Origin of the sequence: Methanococcoides sp. LMO-2, from assembly GCF_038432375.1 — an archaeon.
GTDB classification, from domain to species: Archaea; Halobacteriota; Methanosarcinia; order Methanosarcinales; family Methanosarcinaceae; genus Methanococcoides; species Methanococcoides cohabitans.
The window spans coordinates 94114-114908 of record NZ_JBCAUS010000003.1 but is presented as its reverse complement, the minus strand read 5'-3'; the positions used below and the strand labels follow the sequence as shown (position 1 = coordinate 114908).

The following is a 20795-nucleotide window of genomic DNA, read 5'->3' as shown; positions in this document are numbered from 1 at the left end:
ATTCTGTGAGTTTATTGTTTACAGTACTTCGGATGCTCTCTCGAACACAAGGTCTGCAAGAAGCTCGTGGTGACCAAGTGGCTTGCCGTAGACAACAGGAACTTCCTGACCATCGACTGTGTACTTGCCCTCGTTGGTCTCAGCATCGAGCTTGAGGATCTCCGGGATGTCTTCTGTGATGTGTACGCCGGATGCAAGGAACACAGGCACTGCTGCGATCTTTGTAACACCTGTACCTTCAAAGGATGCAAGTCCTTCATCTACGGATGGGCCGCAGTTCTCCATGAAACCGACCTTCACGACGTATTCTGGGTGCTTCTTTGCAATTGTGTCTGCAATTTCTGAAACAACTTCCTTGTTGTAAGGCAGTCTGCTTCCGTGTCCAATAGCCAGAATTCCGATCTTTTCGCTCATTTTTATTACCTCTTATGTTTGAACTTGATTATTTATTCATGGTGTTCATACGATTGCACACCATTTGTGTTACTCCTTAGATAATGTGATTACATAAAAACAATTCGGATTTTATCTGCGGTGTTAATTAAGACAAAAGAAACCAGGTTAAAATACCCTGATAACATTGCCTCAATAATAATTGTAAAAAAGAAAATCAGTAAAGAAGAGAAAAGAAAAGAAAAGAAAATAATAATATAAAAAGATCAGACGACGTCGTAATCGCCGTCATCCTCTTTGTAACTGTCAGCGCCGATCATAGCAGCTTCGATGGAGTCGATCCCGTCAAGCCATTCTGCGACAAGTCCGTATGGGAGTTCTTCCATTGATTCAGGAAGTGAGTTTCCATCAAGCACAAGTGCCCCTATCTGGGCGACATAGCCAATTGCAGAGTCAATGTCCTCGGCTTCTTCGGCTTCCACAGCTGCACTGATGAGATCATCGATCTTTGCTTTCTTGTCGAATCCTTCAGCAATGAAGCACTCACATGCAGCAAAGCTGCCGATGAGGGATGTCTGGAGGGATTCGATCATAAGGTCAATGTCTTCGGATATTGGTTCGACCTCTGCCAGTGCAATTCCCCTGATATCATCAAGTATTGCCATGGCGTCTTCTGCAGAAAGGGCATTGCTTTCATATTTTGCAATTACTTTGAGACATGCGAGAATGATATCATCCGTCATGTTCACAAAGACCGCACCTTCCTTCTCAGTGTTTTCTTCTTCTTTGAATTCGAACCCGCTTTCCTTCACCTGTCCAAGCCAGTTGTTCCAGCGAGCCGTTGTATAAAATTCATGATCTATTTTTTCATGAGCTTCTGGCATCTTGATACCTCGTTTTATTGTCACTTATGCTTTTATGTAGGACATGTTTCCAGTATTCATATAAAAGACATTCGAACCGTTTCAGAGCAATAGTTCCACTTTCTTCAGGGAAACTGATGGGTCGGATTCGATCTCCACGCTTTCCATCACTTCATTGATGGTGCATTTGTCCCCGTTACGAAGTCCCTTTGGATAGCACAGGTCGTATGTCTCAGTATCCAGGTCCGCGTCACAATTTGGTGCCTGGTAGCGTATGGTTGCGCCCTTGATCGCCTTTTTGGAGTCGATAGCTGCAATGATCGGTGCTTTGATCACGTCTACCACCATTGCTCCGGTGTCATGGACAAAGCACTCATGAACTGTCTGGTTCCTTACCTTGACTATCCTGTACTTCCTTCCTTTTTCAAGACCCATGCAGGTGTTCTTTAACTTGCACTGTTCACATTCCGGTGCTTCGCCTTCGAAAAAGAACTCCTGGCCTTCCTTTGCAAGTTTGGTTCCAATGAGTGTTATTGCGGTATCCATGTCCTCCATTTTAATCACCTTGTGTTATATGAAATTGTAATGAATTTTGAAGTTATGCTTTAAATTATGTTTGAAATATGATGTTCATAGTAGATATCTGCGTTAGTTGTCTGACCATCTGATCTTTCATTGTTTATCTACTATAGTTAGTATACCCCTATCTTCCGCCGATAGTTCCTTTGTAATCTGCTTTCAATAGCTTTTCAGGATATGACCTTTGTCTTCCTTGCAACTATCTCAGCAGCATCAGGCGTCAGGCCGGTGCCAAGTATCGTATATCTTTCGGGACGGATGGTATGTGAGAGTACAAGTGCTTCTAATATATACTTATCTTCAATTCCAAGCTCCTCTGCACTCACCGGGGCATTGATTACCTGAAGCGCATCCCGTATGCTCTTCCAGTCGCCGCCATGAAGATACATCATTAGTATTGTTCCCACTCCACACTGTTCCCCGTGAAGTGCCGGTACGGGTGCTACCTTGTCAAGAGCATGGCTGAACATGTGCTCGGAACCTGATGCCGGCCTGGAAGAGCCTGCAATGCTCATTGCAACACCGCTTGAGACCAGTGCCTTGACCACCATTCGTACTGAACTTTCCAGTTCCGGTTTGATGGTGTCAGCAGAATCTATCAGGATCTGTGCCGTCATGCTTGACAATGCTGCTGCATATTCACTGAAGGGCACGTTCTGGAGGCGGGTTGCAAGCTGCCAGTCCAGCACTGCTGTACAGTTGGAGATAATGTCTCCGCATCCCGATGCCAGCAGGCGGTACGGGGCTTCTGCAATGATATCTGTATCAGCGATGACCGCCATGGGTGCATTTGCCTGGATCGATGCTGTTTTATTTCCATCTCTTATGGACGCTCTGGATGAAACTATCCCGTCATGTGATGCAGCTGTTGGAACGCTGATGAAAGGGACCTCGATCTCGGTGGCTGCAAGTTTTGCAACATCTATGGACTTGCCGCTGCCTACCCCCAGGAGGTATTCAACTCCTGATTCAAGGGCCTGCTTTCTGACCCTGTCCACCTCTTTCATTGATGCAGCTTCTGAGACGATCATTTCAACTCTCTGGCCGCTGTCCGTCAGGGAGTCGTGGACTATGTCGCCGGCTATCTTTCTCGTGCTCTTGCCTGTGACAATCAATGCATTGTCGGCAAGTTTCAGGTCTGCGCAGACATTCTTTACGTCGTCGATGACTCCATGTCCGACTACGACATCCCTTGGAAGTTGCATCCATTTCTTCTGTGCGTTCATATCCTGCGTCACGTCCATATTCCCTATAATAGATGTATGATATCGCTACGATCTTCTGTTATCTCAGATACCATATATTAATAAGTATTAGTGTTATTAGGTTGTTCCTATAGCTCTTTCAAGTGATTATCAATGTGCCCGTTCGTAGATAAAATTATGCAATTTGTTAATGAGTACTATCTTGACCCCATTTTCCAGGATAGTGGATATAATCCCGTAAATACTCTTACCTGGGCACTGATTCTGGGAATATGCGTGTTTGCAGTGGCAAAGCTGCTTGATAAATGGAAAGTTGAGGTGGATGAGAGGTTTGTGTTCTCAATCATTCCCTTTATTCTTGCAGGCTCTTCCCTCAGGGTAATGGAGGATGCCGGCATATTTGAGCGTCCCCTTAGCTATCTTTTCATAACGCCGAACATCTATTTCGTCGTGTTCGTTGCTACTATTATATGCCTTCTGTTCTCAAGATGGCTTTACTCCTCAGGGAAGGTCACTGACTGGCACAGGTCCTTTGCATTACTTGGACTCGGCTGGTTCACACTTAACATCATAACCCTTCTTGTGGTTGAAGATATAGAACGTCCCTTCACCCTGATCGCGATCCTTTCTTCTGGAACGCTCTTTGCCGGTGCTGTCTATTTCATGCTGGAAAAGGCCGGATGGTCCTATGTGAATGACCGTCTCAACATGACCATCATCTGGGCACACCTGCTGGATGCATCCTCAACCTTTATCGGGGTTGACACCCTTGGATATTATGAGAAACATGTGGTTCCTGCCTATCTCATCGACCTGACCGGCACGGCCCTTGTAATGTATCCTCTGAAAATGGCCATATTCCTGCCTGTGATATATCTTCTGGACACACAGTTCACAGCAGATGAAGAGTCACGCAACCTGAGGACATTCGTGAAGATGGTCATAATCGTACTGGGTCTGTCCCCTGCATGCAGGAATACGATCCGCATGGCTCTTGGGATCTGATATTAATGGACAATGCGAAAACCGGCGAAACGGGTGTGGATGATATTCCAATGGATGGCGACGCAACAAATGAAATTGTAACTGACACCATTGAGGTCTCCGTCTTTAAAAAGGAAAATAAAATGGTCTGTGAAAGCGGCTTATGCAAGGTCCGTGCCTACCTGTCAGGCCTTGTCCCTGAGATCACAGTAGTTGTCCTGTTGTTCATATTATCCGGTATCGCAGGATATCTCTACACTGCGTTCAATCCTGCATCATCCGATGTTGCCCTTGAAGGCCTGGAAGAGCTTGTTGAGCTTATCATGAACATGACACCTCTGGAGATCATGCTGTTCATCTTCTTCAACAACGCCATTAAGAGCCTTTTTGCATTTGTCCTGGGGCTTGGTTTTGGATTGATCCCACTACTGTTCGTGCTGTCCAATGGCTATATTCTTGGGGTCGTAACCTATCTTGAATCTCAGGAGAATGGTTTTACCTACATCTTTCTGGGTATCATGCCCCACGGGATCATCGAGCTTCCGATGATATTGATATCCGCAGCCATGGGTGTGAGAATGGGGCTCAACGTGATCAACTCAATGGCAGGAAGATATGTTGATATAAAAGGCGAGTTCAGGCAGGGTATCAGTATCTTCTTCCGCTTTATTATGCCGATGCTCTTGCTGGCAGCAGGGATCGAGACGTTCATTACGCCTGTGGTGATCGGCCTGTATACAGGCATCATCTGATCGCATCTTTGTTCTTTGTGCTATCATCCTGTTTGTCTTTAGTCTGCTTCTCATTTATTTTCGAGGAATCATCTGAATGATCATTTTCTTCCCTTTTTGCCATTGCAATGAAGGAATTTATCAGGGATGGCAATAATAAGCCTTTTATACGACTGAATTATTGTATCACAAAAATCCGGAGAACAAAGGATGATCGACAGGAAAGAGATTATTGAGATTGCTGAGAGCTATTATACTGATAATATCAAGATCGGAGCGGTTGCTTCCCATTCAGGACTGGACGTCTTTGATGGTGCTATCGAGGAAGGATTTGAGACCTACGCGATATGCCAGTCCGGCCGTGAGAAGACCTACACCGACTATTTCAAGTCCCAGAGGGATGCTGAGGGCAATGTTGTTCGCGGCATTGTTGATGAGTACGCTGTCTATGACAGGTTCGATGAGATCCTGCGTCCAGAAAACCAGCAGAAGCTCATTGACGACAACATTCTTTTCGTTCCAAACAGGTCATTCACCTCATACTGTGACATCGATGCAGTGGAGAACGACTTCCGCGTGCCTATGGTGGGCAGCAGGAACATGCTCCGCAGTGAGGAGAGAGGTCTTGACCAGGACTACTACTGGCTCCTTGAAAAGGCAGGTCTCCCCTTCCCTGAGCGTATCACAGATCCGGAAGATATCGATGAGCTTGTAATGGTAAAGCTCCCTCACGCTGTCAAAAAGCTCGAACGCGGTTTCTTCACAGCAGGAACCTACAGCGAATACGTCGAGAAGTCCGAATCTCTCATCAGGCAGGGTGTCATCACAAGGGAAGCTCTTGCGGAAGCAAGGATCGAGCGCTACATCATCGGCCCTGTGTTCAACTTCGACCTGTTCTACTCCCCGATCGAGGAAGAGATGAACAAGACCGAACTGCTTGGTATCGACTGGAGATTCGAGACAAGCCTTGACGGTCACGTAAGGCTGCCTGCACCACAGCAGATGACCCTTGCAGAGCACCAACTTACTCCTGAATACACCGTCTGCGGACACAATTCAGCAACACTCCGTGAATCTCTCCTGGAGGAGGTCTTCAAGCTCTCTGAGGCATACATAAAGGCATCCAAAGAATACTATGACCCAGGGGTCATCGGTCCGTTCTGTCTCCAGACCTGCATCGACAAGGACCTTAACTTCTACATATATGATGTTGCCCCAAGGGTAGGTGGCGGTACCAACGTCCACATGTCCGTAGGTCACCCATACGGCAACACCCTCTGGCGCAAGCCAATGAGCACCGGAAGACGTGTAGCAATGGAAGTTCGCCGCGCCATCGAGTCCGGCCAGCTCGACAAGATCATCACATAAGTTCGCTCTGGCGATCTACCTTAGTAGAAAAGCTCCTCCTGGGTGGGGAGTTTTTCAATTTTCTTATTTTCATATTTTCATTTACTCCGCCTTCAGGTATTCTTTAATTCCTTCGCCTTTTCCAAGTGATCATAATCCAAAAATTCTGGTGTTATGCAACATTTATTATATTTAAATCTCCATTCCTATAATCAGGTCTTATTTTCTTATATTTTACTTTTCTTCGGCGAAATGGTTTTATACTTTTTATTATAATAATAATTATTATGATGAGGCTAGTTGTGTGTATGTTCACATGATGCTCTTATCAGGAGAAGGTTCTCATGAAAATTGTACATGCACAAACTGTACTCGCTGAGGACCAGCTTGAAGCACTCAAGAAAAAGACCGGTGAAACGTCTACAAAGGATGCCCTGAGTAAGGCGGTAGATCACTATCTTGAGTGTGAGTACACTGACATGAGTGATGAGATGTGGACTCATAAGCTAGAAAAAGTGGTACAGAAGAAGCAACAGAAAAGTATTTAATTGAACCTAGTAATATAAAAGTGGAGGAATATACTTTGTTTAAAATGAACAGAAATGAAGACGCAGTGTCTCCGGTCATCGGTGTAATCCTGATGGTCGCAATCACTGTGATCCTTGCTGCTGTTATTGCAGCATTCGTGTTTGGAATGGGACCATCCGAGATGGCACCACAGGCTAGTGTAAGAGCAAGTGCAGCTGAGACAGACACTGGTTTTGCAATTATAATGCTCGAGCATCAGGGTGGAGATGAGATAGTACTTTCATCAACAAGTACCACATTCCTTGTTGGTGGACAAGAAGTCGTTTATACTTCTGCTGTTGATGAGAGATTTACTGCCGGTGAGCGCCTGTACATTGGTACAAATGGTACTTTCATGATAGGTAACACTACAACTGAAGCTGATTTAGTAGCAGCTGCAGATTTGTACAACATTGGTAATTCCAGTGATATAAGGGAAGTATCAATCGTTGATGTTACCAGCCAGCAGATGATTTCATCACTCGATGTAAGGTTCTAAATTCAATAAGCATGGTGCTTAATCGGCACCATTCTTTTTTTTAATTTTCTATCAAGCCTTCAATCGAAGCAACATTCTCACTTTTATTATGTCAAAAGGGGTTATTCATATGTTCAACATAAGTCGAAATGAAGACGCTGTGTCGCCAGTTATTGCTGAAATCATGATGGTTGCAATCGCTGTCATCATTGCGGCCGTCATTGCAGCGTATGCACTTGGAATGGGGGCACCTGATTCAGTTCCCGTATCAAATATCAATGCAGTTGAAGATACAGCAACTGGATACAATGTTATCATGCTCGAGCATCAGGGCGGAGATGAACTATATCTAGGTACCGCAAACACAAAGATGTTGGTTGGCGGTGAAGTTGTTGATGTATCACTGCTGACAACTGATGAGGATTTGAAATTCACATCCGGTGAAACCATATGCATTTTCAAAGAAGCGGATGTTGGCGGGTTTGCAGTCGGAACAACTGATATGTTGAATACCGAAATTACCGCTGGTGATGTGAGTGACATCTTTTCTGGTGGGTCTGATGTTAAGTTTATTGACATTGCCACACAACAGATAATCGCTGATCTTGATGTTAGATTCTAAGTATGGTGCAGCCATGCATCATCCATTTTTTACTTAATGCCGCAGATTGCCTTATTTTGCGTATGCCATAGCATCGACGGACGCTATGTTACAAGTCTGTACCAATAATTTAAATGGGAATCAAGCATTTACCTTATTGGAGGGTCAAAAATAGTTGGAAAAAATGATAATGGAAATGCAGCATCAACAGTGATGCCGGAGTTCCTTATGTTTGCAATAGGTTTAGTTGCTGCTGTTGTTCTTGTAGCTTATGCACTTCTTGCATGAATGCGGATCTGGTATCAAAGTCTGCTGTCAAGGAGATATGACTGGTTTCAGGTTCTAAAAGTTAGAAAAATGGTGCATAACTGCACCAAATACTCCTTTTAAATCCAATTTATGCTATAAAACAGTTGAAGTGATATCTTACTTCAACGTGCATTCCGTGATCTCGTTCTCAACACTCGTGGCCATAATTGCAGCGATCTCTTCCAGATTTCCACCCTGCCCAAGTGTCCACATCAACTTCACCAACGCAACCTCTGGAAGCATGTCTTCACCTTCGATAGCACCGGCTTTCAGTATATCCCTTCCTGTATCGTAGACACGGTCGCAGATACGTCCGTTCAAACACTGTGATGTCATGACAACCGGAATTCCTGCTTCGGTGGCACGCCTAATGTTTGGGATCCAGTCGGTGGAAACATGGCCAAGTCCGGTTCCTTCAATGACGATTCCTTTGTAACCGGAGTCGACGTAGTAGGAAAGGATGTCCGGATCGGCACCTGGTACGAACTTTACCAGAGCACACTTTGGCTCGAGTGTAGATCTGACTTCCAGCTCATGGGTGCCGCGTTTGGTGTATGGCAGGATTGTCTCGATCTTCTTTGTGGAGTAATCCACGTAGCCTATCGGGTCGGAGTTGATGGACTGGAAGGCGTTCCTTCTGGATGTGTGCATCTTCCTGACCTTTGTGCCGTAATGGATGGCACAGCGGTCATCGCAGGCGGAGTCGTGCATGACCACACATACTTCGGCAATGTCACTGACAGCGACCTTTGTGGCACAGATAGCATTCATGGCATTATCACTGCTGGGTCTGTCAGCACTGCGCTGGGAACCCACGAAGACGATTGGCACCGGTGTCTTAAGCATGAAGGACAGGGCGGCTGCGGAGTACATCATGGTGTCTGTTCCATGTGCCACGATGATTCCATCAGCACCGTTCTCGATCTCCTCGGCAACAGCCTGGGCGAGTTCGGTCCAGTACTCGGTCTTCATGTTTTCGGAAAGGATGTTGTAGACTACCCTGCCGCTGATGTTTGCTATCTCAGTGATCTCCGGGATGGCATCCACGATATCGTCGGCTGAGAACTGTGCTGTGACAGCGCCTGTGCGGTAGTCCACTTTACTGGCGATCGTTCCGCCGGTGGATAGGATGGTGACCTTTGGGAGTTTCTTTGATGGCTTTGCTTTCCCTTCTGCCGTCTTTTTCGCTGATGCTTTAGGTTGGGCTTTCTCAAGCAGGGTTATCGTTGCTCCTTCAGGGTCAATCCCTGCATTATAACCGCTGACCATCTTGACCACAACATGGTCGGTGGTGGTTGGCATCACGATGCCCTCGTAAACATTTCCGTCCTTCTCTATCCTTATCCTGTCACCAAGTTCAAAATCCATCATCATCCCTCATAATTCGTCATCAATATGATCTCTAATTCTAACATATCAGGCATCCATGTAGTTATCCACTACACTGAACAGTGCTTCCATGGCGCTGTCAACATTTGCCTTCAGTCCTTTAAGGCTATCCTCGTCTCCGGATGACCTGCTTCTGCAGTTGCTGACCAACTGCTGCATGGTGTCCGGTGATGGTCCGCCTGTCACGGTTCGCTTCCTGACGTTCAGTATCGGGTCGAGCGCCTCGTTTACCATCTGCTCGGTCAGTCCTCTTCCGCTCAGGCTCTCTCCGATAACATTGTGAGCGACCGCATCGATCTCTCCAAGTGTCGGCTCGCCGTTTCCGCGAGCAAGCACACCCACGATCTGGTGTGCTGTCCTGAACGGGATGTCACAGACACGTACCATGGTGTCTGCAAGCTCGGTTGCGGTTGTGAAACCTGCTGTTGCCAGGCCTGCCATGTTCTCCTTGTTGATCTTCATGGTTGCGATCATTCCGTTCATCACCCTGACAGATGATCTTGTTGTCTTCAGGGAGCGCCACATGTTCGGTGTTGCTTCCTGAAGGTCACGGTTGTAGCTTAATGGGAGTGCTTTGCAGATGGATATCAGCGACATAAGTGAACCGATGGCAACACCGCTTTTCCCTCTCAGCAGTTCGGCGGTGTCGGGGTTCTTCTTCTGAGGCATGATGGATGAGGTGGAAGCATACCTGTCATCCAGTTCAATGAATGCGAATTCGGATGTGGACCAGATCACAAGCTCTTCTGCCATCTTGCTCAGGTTGATCATCAGGTTTGCGAAGACAGATGCTGTCTCTATCAGGAAATCACGTGAGCTTACGGCATCCATGGAGTTCTCAACGATCCCGTCAAAACCGAGAAGTGTCCTTGTCCTTTCCCTGTCAAGATCAAATCCGGTGGATGCAAAAGCAGCAGCGCCAAGTGGGCTCATGTTCACGCGTGTGTAACAGTCCCTTGTACGCTCGAAGTCACGGCCAATGGCATTTGCATGGGCTGTCAGGTGGTGTGCCAGTGTTGTTGGCTGTGCGTGCTGAAGGTGTGTGAATCCCGGCATGAGCGTGTCGACATTTTCTGAGGCTACATCGATCAGCGTGTTGCGAAGTGCAAGCAGGTCTTCCATGATCATTAAGAGCTCATTTCTGAGGGTGAGCCTGATGCAGGTGGCGACCTCGTCGTTGCGTGACCTGCCGGAGTGCATACGTCCACCGACATCTTCTCCCACCATGTCAATAAGTCTTGACTCAAGGGAGATATGAATATCCTCATAGGTATGGTCGAGCTTCTCGATGCCTTCCTCCCTGATCTTCAGGAGACCTTTCAATATTTCCCGGCAGTCCTCTGCCCTAATCACATTTCTCTCTTTGAGCATGACCGTGTGTGCAAGGTCAACCAGGATATCCGAATTGAATATCCATTTGTCAGCACTCATTGAGGAGGTGAACTCTATGATCTCTTCATCAGGAACGGAAGCCAGTCGGCCTCTTCTTAAAATGTCGCTCATTCAATACCTCGGGATTATCTAATAATGGATTGGAAAGGTTATGTAGCGTGGTATGCCACAAAGACTTAAAAACGAATCGGTTTCCCTTGTAGATTCATGCACTTATTGCTGAGGCCAGAGACAAATCGTGAGTGTATTTCCGGAGAAATTGACTTAGAGTGATTTAATACGACTTGACTTGGTTTCACTTGATTAAAATCAAATAGAATGCTTCTGATTCCGGATGTCGGGGCCAGGTGGTTCTGTCCTATTAGGAAGCAGGACATGAATTTCCGTTCCCATGTTCTCTCCTTCGCTCTCTGCCCAGATCTTGCCGCCGTGGGCTGTGACTATTTCCTTGCAGATGTAGAGTCCCAGGCCGGTTCCGCCGTATTTGCGCTTGCGTGTGGCATCGATCTGGTAGAAACGGCGGAAGAGCATCGGGATGAGGTCAGGCGGGATGCCTATTCCTGTGTCCTTCAGGACGATGTGCAGGAATTCATCTTCCACTTCAACGGTGAAGTTGAGTGTTCCGCCTTCGGGGGTGAACTTGATGGAGTTATCCACGATGTTGGTGAACGTATCAGTGAGCTTGTCCCTGTCACCATTTACCAGGGGTAGGTCGGTGGGGATATTCGTCTCAACTTTGAGCTCTTTCTTCTCGATCTGTATTTTCAGATCCAGAAGTGTCATGTCGATTATCTCTCCAATAGATATCGGTTCAAAATTATATTTTACCGTGCCTGACTGCACTCTGCTTATGTACAGCAGGGAATCCACAAGCCTTTTCAGCCTTTCAGCGTTGCGAAGCACCGTGGTCTCCACTTCCTTTTGCTTGTCGGTCAGTGGTCCCAGCGATTCCTCGGATATCAGTTCGGTATAGCCTTTGATGGATGTGAGGGGAGTTTTGAGCTCATGGCTAACGTTGGAGAGGAATTCATCCTTCATCCTGTCCAGTGATTTGAGCTCCTCGTTGGCCGTGGCAAGGTCTTCCGCATATTTGATCATTGCTTCTTCTGCTTTGACACGGGCAGTAATATCCTCAACGATCCCGACACCACCCAGCAGTTTCCCGTCATCTGAGATGTTCGGGCTGTAATCTGCTTTTATTGGTGTGGTCTTTCCGCTTAATGGGTTCTTGTACTTTCCTTCATAATGTCCGGATTTCCTGGAGAAGATCGCCTTTACAGCTTCTTTCATCGCCATGTCATCGATATCCTTTATCATGTTCATACCAATGATCCTGTCCTTTGGTACATCCATGATCTTTGCGATATTGTCATTACAATGGGTTATGTTTGCATCTTCGTCGAAATTGAATATTCCAAGCGGTGAGTTCTCAAAAATGAACCTGTACTTCTTCTCACTTTCCAGAAGGGCTTCCTCGGCCAGTTTGCGGTCGGTGATATCGATCATGATGCCCTGGTAGTATGATGGCTTATTTTCCTCATCATATCCAAGCAGTGACCGTTCAGCTACCCATCTTATTTCACCTGACTTTGTCAGTATCCTGTATTCCTTTGAAAAGAATTGCCTTCCTTCAATTTCAAGCTGTGTCACGTCATTACGGACAAAATCAAGATCTTCCGGATGGATTATGTCTCCGTATATCAGTTTTCCGGATGTAAAGTCCTCCGGGGTATACCCGAACTGGGATATGTTATCTGAAACGAACTCCACCGGCCAGTCCTTTTCTGCTGTCCAGAGGAATGCGATCACCGGACTGTTCTTGTAGATATCTTCAAGTTTCTTCTTTGAGCTTAGCATGTCCTTGAAGGTCTTTTCGCGAATCTTCTGCTCTGAAACGCTTTCCACAGTACATATTATCCCGGAATACTTCTCCGCTTCGTCCACCATTGGAAAAATATGCCCGGTCTGAATGCTAAGTTTTCCTTTAGGGGTCAGAAATTGTAATGAGTGATAACGCGAAGGTTTCAGCGTATCTTTCACACGAAGTGATAGTTCCCTGAAATGTGCTTCATCCCCTACGCTGAGCTGTGCCAGTTCCATAAAATACTTAAGGTCTTTTCCAATGATCCTGTTTCCTGGGAGGCCGGTTATATCTTCCATCCCTTCATTGAAATAGATGAACTTGTTGTCGGTATCGACAGCCCATATCCCTTTATACATGCTGTCGAGCAGTTTGTCTGGCAACCCCTTCATAACATCTCCTCGCACGAGTCAGTTTTTTGTTGAAGCTAATGCTAGTGGGTACAGGATATCGATCTTTTTGAGGATCTGCTCATATTTATGTGGAGCTCCGCTCGAATAGCTACAACTTATCCCATAATTAAGTTGATCCTGCTCAAATTAATAAGTTTTGGCAGTTTCAAGTTTAAGGTTCCTCTGCATACCTTTTCAGTTTCACAAAGAATACAGATCCCTGGCCTTCTGGATTGTCCCTTACTCCGACATCCCCTTTGTGCAGTTCAATGGTCCTCTTGACGATCGCAAGTCCGAGTCCGGATCCTCTCACTCCGGTCTTGTTAACCCGCTTGAAACGGTCAAAGACGGTAGACTTGTGTTCATCCTTGATTCCTTCTCCAAAGTCTGTGACAGTGATCTCTGTGAACTCCCCTTCTTCTTTTACATCAACGACCACTTTGCTCTTTTCAGGACTGTACTTTATAGCATTTGATATCAGGTTCGTGAAGACGGTTTCAATGATAGGGTTGGCCAGTACATAATGTGGTTCCTTTGCGTTGAACTCGATGTCCATTTCCTTGTTGCTTGCATGTGTTGTCAGGATCTCAGTAGAATGCTCGATTATACTGGTCACGTTCTGCATTGTGAGCTCAAGCTCTTCTGAGCTTTCCAGCTTGGCAAATTCTGCAGCAGAGTGTATCATTTCGATGAGGTTGTCGTTGTTCTTCATTATTCTTTCGAGCAATAGCTTCGACTGCTCGTCTGTTTCCGTCATCAAGAGGAGTTCTGTAAAGCCTTTTATTACTCCTGCAGGGTTAAGTAGGTCATGGCGCATGATGTCGGTGAACATGTCCTTGAGCTCATTGGATTGTTCCAGTTTCCTTGCATACTCCTTAAGCTCCTGCTCCGCTATTTCCCGGTCAATACTTGCCTGCTGCAGTGCCAGACGCGTCTGTTCGATACCCTCTGTCAACTTCTTAAGGTCACCGTGTCCGTGGAAATGTATTGTTCTTGAAAAATCCTCTTTTTCCATTGCTTCAAGTACTGCATTGGATTCGTTTATGATGACGTCCAGTAGCTTGGCAAAATAATTGATGGATTGGGCAAGTTGCTTGAACTCTCCTTCTGTGTCTCCTTCGAATCTGACATCGAAGTGTCCTTTGGAAAATTCCACTGCAACCCTTGTGGTCTCATGTATCGGTACCACGACACCGTCCAGGATCTGGTTGAGACCTTCCGGTATCTCCCTGAAGTCCTGGTCGATCTCAGTGTTCGCCCGGATGTTCAGTTCTCCGTGGGCTATGGAATCTGCCATTTCCTTGAAATCATTTACAATGTCATCGATGGATGCAGTTACAGTTCGTGAGGCCAGGTAGGCTGCAATACTTGTGAAGAATATTGATAGAATTCCGATGGCTATCAGCTTGTCGCGGAGCGCAAAAGTCCCTTCAAGCATTTCCTCCTTTGGTATTATCAGGAAGAATCCATAGTTCTTTGACTCCACTGGTTCGTAAAATACAACGACTTCCTTCCCGGTGACCGGATCGATCGTATCGACATAACCGCTTTTCTTGTACTTGATGTCCTCTGCTGCTTTGGAGAATCCCTCATTGTCATAATCGTAGATCGTTTTGTGGCCTATCCAGTCCTTATTGTAAGGCTGGGAGAGTATAAGTCCGGAACTGCCGGTCATCATGGCATATCCTGTGTCGAATGCCTTGATCTGACTTACGATCTCATCTATGTAGTCCAGTGAGACATCGACCCCTCCTACTCCAATGAATTCCCCATCTCTTATAATGGGTGATCCATAGCTGACCATGAATACTCCGTCGTAGTAGTAAGGGTCTGTGATAACGTCTTCTTTCAGGATCTTTGGGAAAATATAATAGTCATAGTCCTCACAGTTCTGCAATTGGTCCATTTTAATGGTCCCGTCGATCTTGTGCCAGTATGGTGAGAACCTTCCTGTGCTATCGTAGCCTTCTGTGTTCGCAAATTCCTCATCCCTTCCATCAAAAGCATCTGGCTCATAACAAACATAAGTGCCCATAAGGTGTGGATTGTCTTCCAGTATCGCAGTCAGTATCCTGTTTATCTCATCCCTGTCGGAGGATTCATATTCACTCAGTGTGGAACTGATCGAGCGGGCAATTGCAAGATCGGAGCGCATATCCCCGTCGAACCTGTTAGCATAGCTATTTGTGATCTCAATGGCCTGCTGATGTGCAAGCTCTTCCTGCACTGAGATCTGGGTTGTGATCGTGATAGAAGTTGTAAGTACCATTACAAGAAGTACTCCTGTAACAGCAGCAAGAACAAGTTTCGACCTAAGTGGGATCTGCATCCAGTTCATATGACTCCTCAATTTAAAAGCAGATTATGCGATATTAACGTTTCCTAACTGTATTGAAAATCTTACATAATTTGCTTTTATTTCCACATACTTTTAGTAATGTGCCCCACACATTAAACATTTTTAACTAATATATGTTTATCTATTATAGTTAATCTCATATTAAAAAAGAAAAGTATAGCAAAGGGTTAAATCAGGCAAATACTTCGGGTTGTTATTATGGTCTTTTAGTTGTGAACAACAACTATTCGAATAAAAGAACCTTTAAAATCTTCTGTTATTGTATGTCAGTTGTAGCAGTAGACGTTGCATTTGTTGTATTTGTAGTAGCTGTTGTTGCTTTTCGTCCTGTACTTCGATACTGACCTTTAGCTTTCCGATATGCTTTCGGTTGACCTTTTCCATTTCTGTAAAACCGTGTTCAACAGGTATGCAGTTGCCATCACTATTATTATTGTAGCTCCTGATGCGATATCGAAGTAGTATGATAATGCCAGTCCGGTTATTGTGAATATAGCTCCGAACAGTATGGATAGGTACATCATGACCTTCATATTGCTTGTGTACTGCCGGCTCAATGCTGCAGGGATCGTAAGAAGTGCTATTACCAGTATAAGTCCGACAACGCGTATCATTACTACAACGGTCAATGCAATAAGGCACAACAGTAAGAGGTACAGTTTGCCGGTGGGTACTCCGGACACCCTTGAAAATTCCTCGTCGTAGCATAGTGCCATGAACTCCTTGTAAAGTAAGTAAACGGTACCGATTATGATCACATCCAGTGCCAGCATCAGGTAGATGTCCGAGCCGGGGACTGTCAGTATGTTCCCGAAAAGATATGTCATAAGGTCGGGTGCATAACCCGGTGTCCATCCTATGAATATTATTCCGATTGCCATTCCGAGGGACCAGAGGATGCCGATAATGGTGTCTTCAGGTACATCAGACCTTTTGCTTATGGTCCCCATCGTCAGTGCTGAAAAAAGGCTGAACGGGAGAACTCCGAAGATCGGGTTAATGCCGAGGAAGTAGCTGATCCCGATACCTCCGAACGAGGCGTGAGCAATACCTCCGCTGATGAAAACTATCTTTTTTACTACAACATAAACACCGATTATTCCGCATGCTATACTTGCCAGCAGTCCGGCAAAGATGGCATTCCTCATGAACTCGTATTGTAAAAGCTCTATCATTGACTTTCCTCTCAGTGTTTATGCACCTGTAATACCCTGTGAGGGACTCCGTGTGCGATAAGCTCCACAGGGCATCCGTATGACTGTTCGATGTCTGCAGGGATGAGCTCCTTTGAGCCATGGTAATGTAGTTTCCCATTAAGGCAGGCTATCTTATCAACAAGGACCGAGACCGCGCTCAGGTCGTGGGATACCATGATTATTGTTACTTTGGACTTAAGCTTCTCGAGAAGTTCGTAGAACTCTTTCTGCATCCGGGTATCAATGCCTGTTGCCGGCTCATCTAATAGCAGTAATTTTGGATCACTTACCAGTGAACGTGCAATGAATACTCTCTGGCGCTGGCCTCCGGAAAGTTCTCCTATCTGGCGGTCGCGGAACTCCAGCATATCTACGACTTCCAGTGCTTTGTATGTCGCCTCACGGTCCTCTTCGCTGTATTGGCTGAACATCCTTTTTGTCCCAAGGCGTCCCATGAGGACCACTTCCCATACACTGATTGGGAAATCTATGTTCGAGGGTCCGTACTGCGGTACATATCCTATCATCCGGCGTGCCTTCTCAGGAGTTTTCCCGAGTATTCTCACTTCACCTTTCTGTGGCTTTATCAATCCCAGGATCACTTTCAACAGCGTACTTTTCCCACCGCCGTTAGGGCCGATGATCCCCAGGAAGTCGCCTTCCTCTACTTTCAGGTTCACATCTTCCAGCACGGTAAGTTTGTCGTACTTTACCCATACGTCCTTAAGATCGATAACTTCTGCCATACATTACCCTCATTCTTTTATCATGCTTTGTGAAAATGCTTCGGCAATACTATCAAGATTACTGATGTAGTCCTTTGCCAGCGGATCAACCGTTACAACTTCTCCATCAATTGCATCTGCAATTGCTTTAGCACTCTGTGTGCTGAACTGTGCCTGTACGAATATTACGCTGATGTTCTTCTCTTTAGCTTCATCAATAAGTCTTTGCATGTCCTTCGGACTTGGTTCCTTCCCTTCTTCTTCGATAGTTATCATATCAAGTCCGTATTCGGTTGCAAAATAGTTCCATGAAGGGTGGTATGTCATGAAGCTGCCATCTTCTTCTCCAAGAGTTGACCTGATCCTCTGATCAGCTTCATCCAGCTCTTTCAGGTAAGCCTCTTTATTTTGCAGGTAGGTCTCTTTGTTATCCGGATCGATCTCGATAAGTCCGAGATATGTGTTCTCCACCATGATCTTTGCATTTATTGGCGATGTCCATATATGAGGGTCGAGACCTCCGTGTTCATGGGTGTCCTTCTCTTCGATGTGCTCTTCTCCGACTTCCATGTCATGATGATCTTCCTCTTCTTCATGCATTTCCATTATGGTGATACCTTCGGAGCAATCAAATATCAGCATGTCATCGTTCACGGTTTTGATCTTGTCGAGCCAGACGTTCTCAAAAGGCAATCCTGATCCTACTGTAAAATATGCTTTTGCATCTGCTACTTCCCTGAGCTGACCGGCAGTTGGCTCATGGGTGGCAGGACTTGCTCCGGGGGGAATAAGGACGACCACATTTACGTTGTTGCCAGCTATCTTTTCCACAAATTCCTGTTGAGGCAGTATACTTACTGCAACAACGAGTTTCTCATCCTCAGGGGTTATGTCTTCTCCTGACTGGTTGGTACAGCCGGATGCGAAGACCGATATCATTAATGTCAGGAGGGTCAGTACAAGTATTATATTTTTGTTCATGCTATCCATCTTACCGCGTTTTGCATTGGTTGTTGTGTCCTTTTGAACTTTTGGCATCATACCAAAAACAAACAATTTGTCCATTTTTAATTGATTTATGATATGTGATTTATATATGCATTTCGCTTCTTAACAGATTTTTAGTCATATTTTCTTTCCGAGTTTTGCCATATGCCAAACATCTCTGTTAATTGTGGATAAACAATTTAATATAAACATATTAATTATGTTATGTTGCTTATATTATTATGGTGAAAACATGAAAAAAATGATCTGTTTATCTTTTTATTTATTACTTGTTTCGTCTCTTGTAGTTGTTTCCGGGTGTATTGATAATTCCTCAGATACTTCATTTACTGCTGACCCGGGGGAACAGAATGTAATTCAGAATGATGTTCTGTATCAGGTATCTACCATTGATGCATTGCTTGAAGGTCTCTATGGGGGAGAGGTGAGCATGGAGGAACTCAAATTGCATGGTGATACAGGTCTTGGTACCTTTGATTCCCTGGATGGGGAGATGATCGTTATCGATGGTGACGTTTACCAGATGAGGGCAGACGGCATTGCTTATCCTGTGGATGATACAACAACCACACCTTTTGCAGCTGTCACCTATTTTGAATCAGATGAGTCTATTAAAGTGGAAGGGAACCTGAATTCTTCAGAAGTTGCTTTATTGATCGGGGAGAACCTACCTTCAGAGAACATCATGTATGCGATCAGGATAGATGGTGCCTTTGAACACATGAAAGTGCGCAGTGTGCCTGCACAGGAAGAACCGTATCCTCTTCTGGTCGATGTGATAGCGGATGAGCAGGCCGTGTTCGAGCTTGAGGATGTTGAGGGTAGCATTGTGGGCTTCTGGCTTCCTTACTATGTTGAAGGCATCAATGTGCCGGGTTTTCATTTCCATTTCATTGATTCAGAGCGGGGAAAGGGAGGCCACGTACTTGATTATGTGATCCTGAACGGCACTGTAAGTGTGGATCACACAGCAGGGTTTGAACTCTCGCTCCCGGAATCCTCCGGGTTTATGAATGCTGATCTCTCACGCGATAAAGGCACTGAGCTCCATACTGTGGAAAAGGATGGGGAATGAGGAGGCAAATGACTTCCTCTCACCCATGATTCTTAAATAGGTTTGTACCAATAGAAGCGCTACAATACCTAAGAGAACATTCCAATCAGGAAAAGGTGAATATTATGTACGCAGACAGAATAAACGCATTACCTCCTTATTTATTTGCAACTATCGATGAAGCAAAGGCAGCACAGAAAGCAAAAGGTGTCGATGTTATCGACCTCGGAGTGGGCGACCCAGACCAGCCAACCCCATCCCACATTGTCGATTCAATGTGTGATGCAGTAAAAGATCCTGCAACCCACAGGTATCCTTCATACACCGGTATGATGGAGTTCAGGGAAGCAGTAGCAGACTGGTGCAAGGAATCCCGTGGTCTCGAGCTTGATGCTGCAACAGAGACTCTCACACTTATCGGTTCAAAGGAGGGTGTTGCACACATTCCACTTGCATTCATCAACCCTGGTGATGTGGCACTTGTCCCTGATCCTGCATACCCTGTTTACAAGATCGGAACACAGTTCGCCGGTGGAGAAGCACACATCATGCCTCTTCTTGAGGAGAACGGTTTCCTTCCTGACCTTGAGGCAATTCCTAAGGACAAGCTTGCAAGAGCAAAGCTCATGTTCCTGAACTATCCGAACAACCCAACATCTGCAACTGCTGATGTCAAGTACTTCGAAGAGGTTGTTGAGTTTGCTAAGGAGAACGATATTGTGGTAGTTCATGACAACGCTTACTCTGAAATGGTCTACGATGACTACAAGGCGCCAAGCTTCCTCAGTGTGGACGGTGCAATGGATGTTGGTATGGAACTTTACTCCATGTCCAAGACCTACAACATGACCGGATGGAGACTTGCATTCGCTGTTGGTAACAAGGATCTCATCACAGGTTTCGGAAAGGCAAAGTCCAATATCGATTCCGGTGCATTCGATGCTGTCCAGAGGGCAGGTATCACAGCACTCTCAAGCTCACAGCAGTGTGTTGCAGACATGAACACCATGTATCAGGAGAGAAGGGATGTCCTCCTTAAGGGATTGAGGGGCATTGGTCTTGATGCAAAGGCACCAAAGGCAACCTTCTACATGTGGGTACCAATACCAGACGGGTATGACTCCATTGGATTCTCCAAGCTCCTTCTCGAGGAAGCAGGTATCGTAGCAACACCTGGTGTCGGCTTTGGTGAATACGGAGAAGGCTATGTGAGATTCGCTCTTACACAGTCCGCTGACCGCCTCGAAGAGGCTGTTGCAAGGATGGAAAAGCTGACCATTTAAGGTCAGACATCCGATTTCAGATAGAATCTATTAAAAAACGAGCAATGCCATCGATACAGGTGGCATCATTTCTTCTTTT

19 protein-coding genes are annotated in these 20795 nt (G+C 45.7%); 8 read left to right on the top strand and 11 right to left on the bottom strand.

Features of this window, described 5'->3' with window-relative positions:
• Nucleotides 1-18: 18 nt before the first annotated feature.
• The 4 genes from cfbA to WOA13_RS05695 form a co-directional block, all read right to left on the bottom strand.
• Nucleotides 19-414: a sirohydrochlorin nickelochelatase gene (gene cfbA / locus WOA13_RS05710; RefSeq protein WP_048205644.1), complete on the bottom strand. Its 396-nt coding sequence runs from the start codon at nt 412-414 to the stop codon at nt 19-21.
• Between the two features lie 245 nt (nt 415-659).
• Entirely contained in the window at nt 660-1277 is a 618-nt protein-coding gene (locus WOA13_RS05705) for a DUF2150 family protein (protein WP_048205643.1), read from the bottom strand.
• Nucleotides 1278-1358: 81 nt separating this feature from the next.
• Entirely contained in the window at nt 1359-1811 is a 453-nt protein-coding gene (locus WOA13_RS05700; protein ID WP_419095409.1) for a UPF0179 family protein, read from the bottom strand.
• A gap of 194 nt (nt 1812-2005) precedes the next feature.
• On the bottom strand, nt 2006-3079 hold the full coding sequence (locus WOA13_RS05695) for an NAD(P)-dependent glycerol-1-phosphate dehydrogenase (RefSeq protein ID WP_342126988.1): 1074 nt from the start codon (nt 3077-3079) through the stop codon (nt 2006-2008).
• A 114-nt stretch (nt 3080-3193) separates the two neighbouring features.
• Between WOA13_RS05695 and WOA13_RS05690 the strand changes: the two genes are divergently transcribed.
• From WOA13_RS05690 to WOA13_RS05665, 6 genes are all read left to right on the top strand, one after another.
• Nucleotides 3194-4045, top strand: a complete 852-nt coding sequence (locus tag WOA13_RS05690) for a DUF63 family protein (RefSeq protein ID WP_342126987.1) — start codon at nt 3194-3196, stop codon at nt 4043-4045.
• Nucleotides 4046-4050: 5 nt separating this feature from the next.
• Nucleotides 4051-4776, top strand: coding sequence for a stage II sporulation protein M (locus tag WOA13_RS05685; RefSeq protein ID WP_342126986.1), 726 nt, complete (start codon nt 4051-4053; stop codon nt 4774-4776).
• Between the two features lie 189 nt (nt 4777-4965).
• The gene (locus tag WOA13_RS05680) at nt 4966-6123 is read left to right on the top strand and encodes a formate--phosphoribosylaminoimidazolecarboxamide ligase family protein (protein ID WP_048205639.1); all 1158 of its coding nucleotides are present in this window, start codon (nt 4966-4968) and stop codon (nt 6121-6123) included.
• Between the two features lie 323 nt (nt 6124-6446).
• Complete coding sequence (locus tag WOA13_RS05675) at nt 6447-6650, top strand: DUF5371 family protein (protein ID WP_342126985.1); 204 nt, start codon at nt 6447-6449, stop codon at nt 6648-6650.
• A gap of 44 nt (nt 6651-6694) precedes the next feature.
• Nucleotides 6695-7168: a type IV pilin N-terminal domain-containing protein gene (locus tag WOA13_RS05670; protein ID WP_342126984.1), complete on the top strand. Its 474-nt coding sequence runs from the start codon at nt 6695-6697 to the stop codon at nt 7166-7168.
• A 109-nt stretch (nt 7169-7277) separates the two neighbouring features.
• On the top strand, nt 7278-7769 hold the full coding sequence (locus WOA13_RS05665) for a type IV pilin domain-containing protein (RefSeq protein WP_342126983.1): 492 nt from the start codon (nt 7278-7280) through the stop codon (nt 7767-7769).
• A gap of 405 nt (nt 7770-8174) precedes the next feature.
• Here the strand turns inward: WOA13_RS05665 and gatD are convergent, their stop codons facing one another.
• The 7 genes from gatD to WOA13_RS05630 all read right to left on the bottom strand — a co-directional run bounded on the left by gatD (nt 8175) and on the right by WOA13_RS05630 (nt 18436).
• Entirely contained in the window at nt 8175-9425 is a 1251-nt protein-coding gene (gene gatD / locus WOA13_RS05660; RefSeq protein ID WP_342126982.1) for a Glu-tRNA(Gln) amidotransferase subunit GatD, read from the bottom strand.
• 48 nt (nt 9426-9473) lie between these two features.
• Nucleotides 9474-10949: an argininosuccinate lyase gene (argH, locus tag WOA13_RS05655; protein ID WP_342126981.1), complete on the bottom strand. Its 1476-nt coding sequence runs from the start codon at nt 10947-10949 to the stop codon at nt 9474-9476.
• A 198-nt stretch (nt 10950-11147) separates the two neighbouring features.
• Nucleotides 11148-13091, bottom strand: a complete 1944-nt coding sequence (locus WOA13_RS05650) for a PAS domain S-box protein (protein WP_342126980.1) — start codon at nt 13089-13091, stop codon at nt 11148-11150.
• A gap of 172 nt (nt 13092-13263) precedes the next feature.
• A complete protein-coding gene (locus WOA13_RS05645; RefSeq protein WP_342126979.1) occupies nt 13264-15429 on the bottom strand; it encodes an ATP-binding protein in 2166 nt (721 codons plus the stop codon).
• Nucleotides 15430-15797: 368 nt separating this feature from the next.
• Nucleotides 15798-16625, bottom strand: coding sequence for a metal ABC transporter permease (locus WOA13_RS05640; RefSeq protein ID WP_342126978.1), 828 nt, complete (start codon nt 16623-16625; stop codon nt 15798-15800).
• 11 nt (nt 16626-16636) lie between these two features.
• A complete protein-coding gene (locus WOA13_RS05635) occupies nt 16637-17392 on the bottom strand; it encodes a metal ABC transporter ATP-binding protein (RefSeq protein WP_342126977.1) in 756 nt (251 codons plus the stop codon).
• Between the two features lie 9 nt (nt 17393-17401).
• On the bottom strand, nt 17402-18436 hold the full coding sequence (locus WOA13_RS05630) for a metal ABC transporter solute-binding protein, Zn/Mn family (protein ID WP_342126976.1): 1035 nt from the start codon (nt 18434-18436) through the stop codon (nt 17402-17404).
• 175 nt (nt 18437-18611) lie between these two features.
• Here WOA13_RS05630 and budA point away from each other — a divergent pair, with 175 nt between their 5' ends.
• Both budA and WOA13_RS05620 read left to right on the top strand, forming a co-directional pair.
• Entirely contained in the window at nt 18612-19454 is an 843-nt protein-coding gene (budA, locus tag WOA13_RS05625) for an acetolactate decarboxylase (RefSeq protein WP_342126975.1), read from the top strand.
• 104 nt (nt 19455-19558) lie between these two features.
• The gene (locus WOA13_RS05620) at nt 19559-20716 is read left to right on the top strand and encodes an LL-diaminopimelate aminotransferase (RefSeq protein WP_342126974.1); all 1158 of its coding nucleotides are present in this window, start codon (nt 19559-19561) and stop codon (nt 20714-20716) included.
• Nucleotides 20717-20795 lie beyond the last annotated feature (79 nt).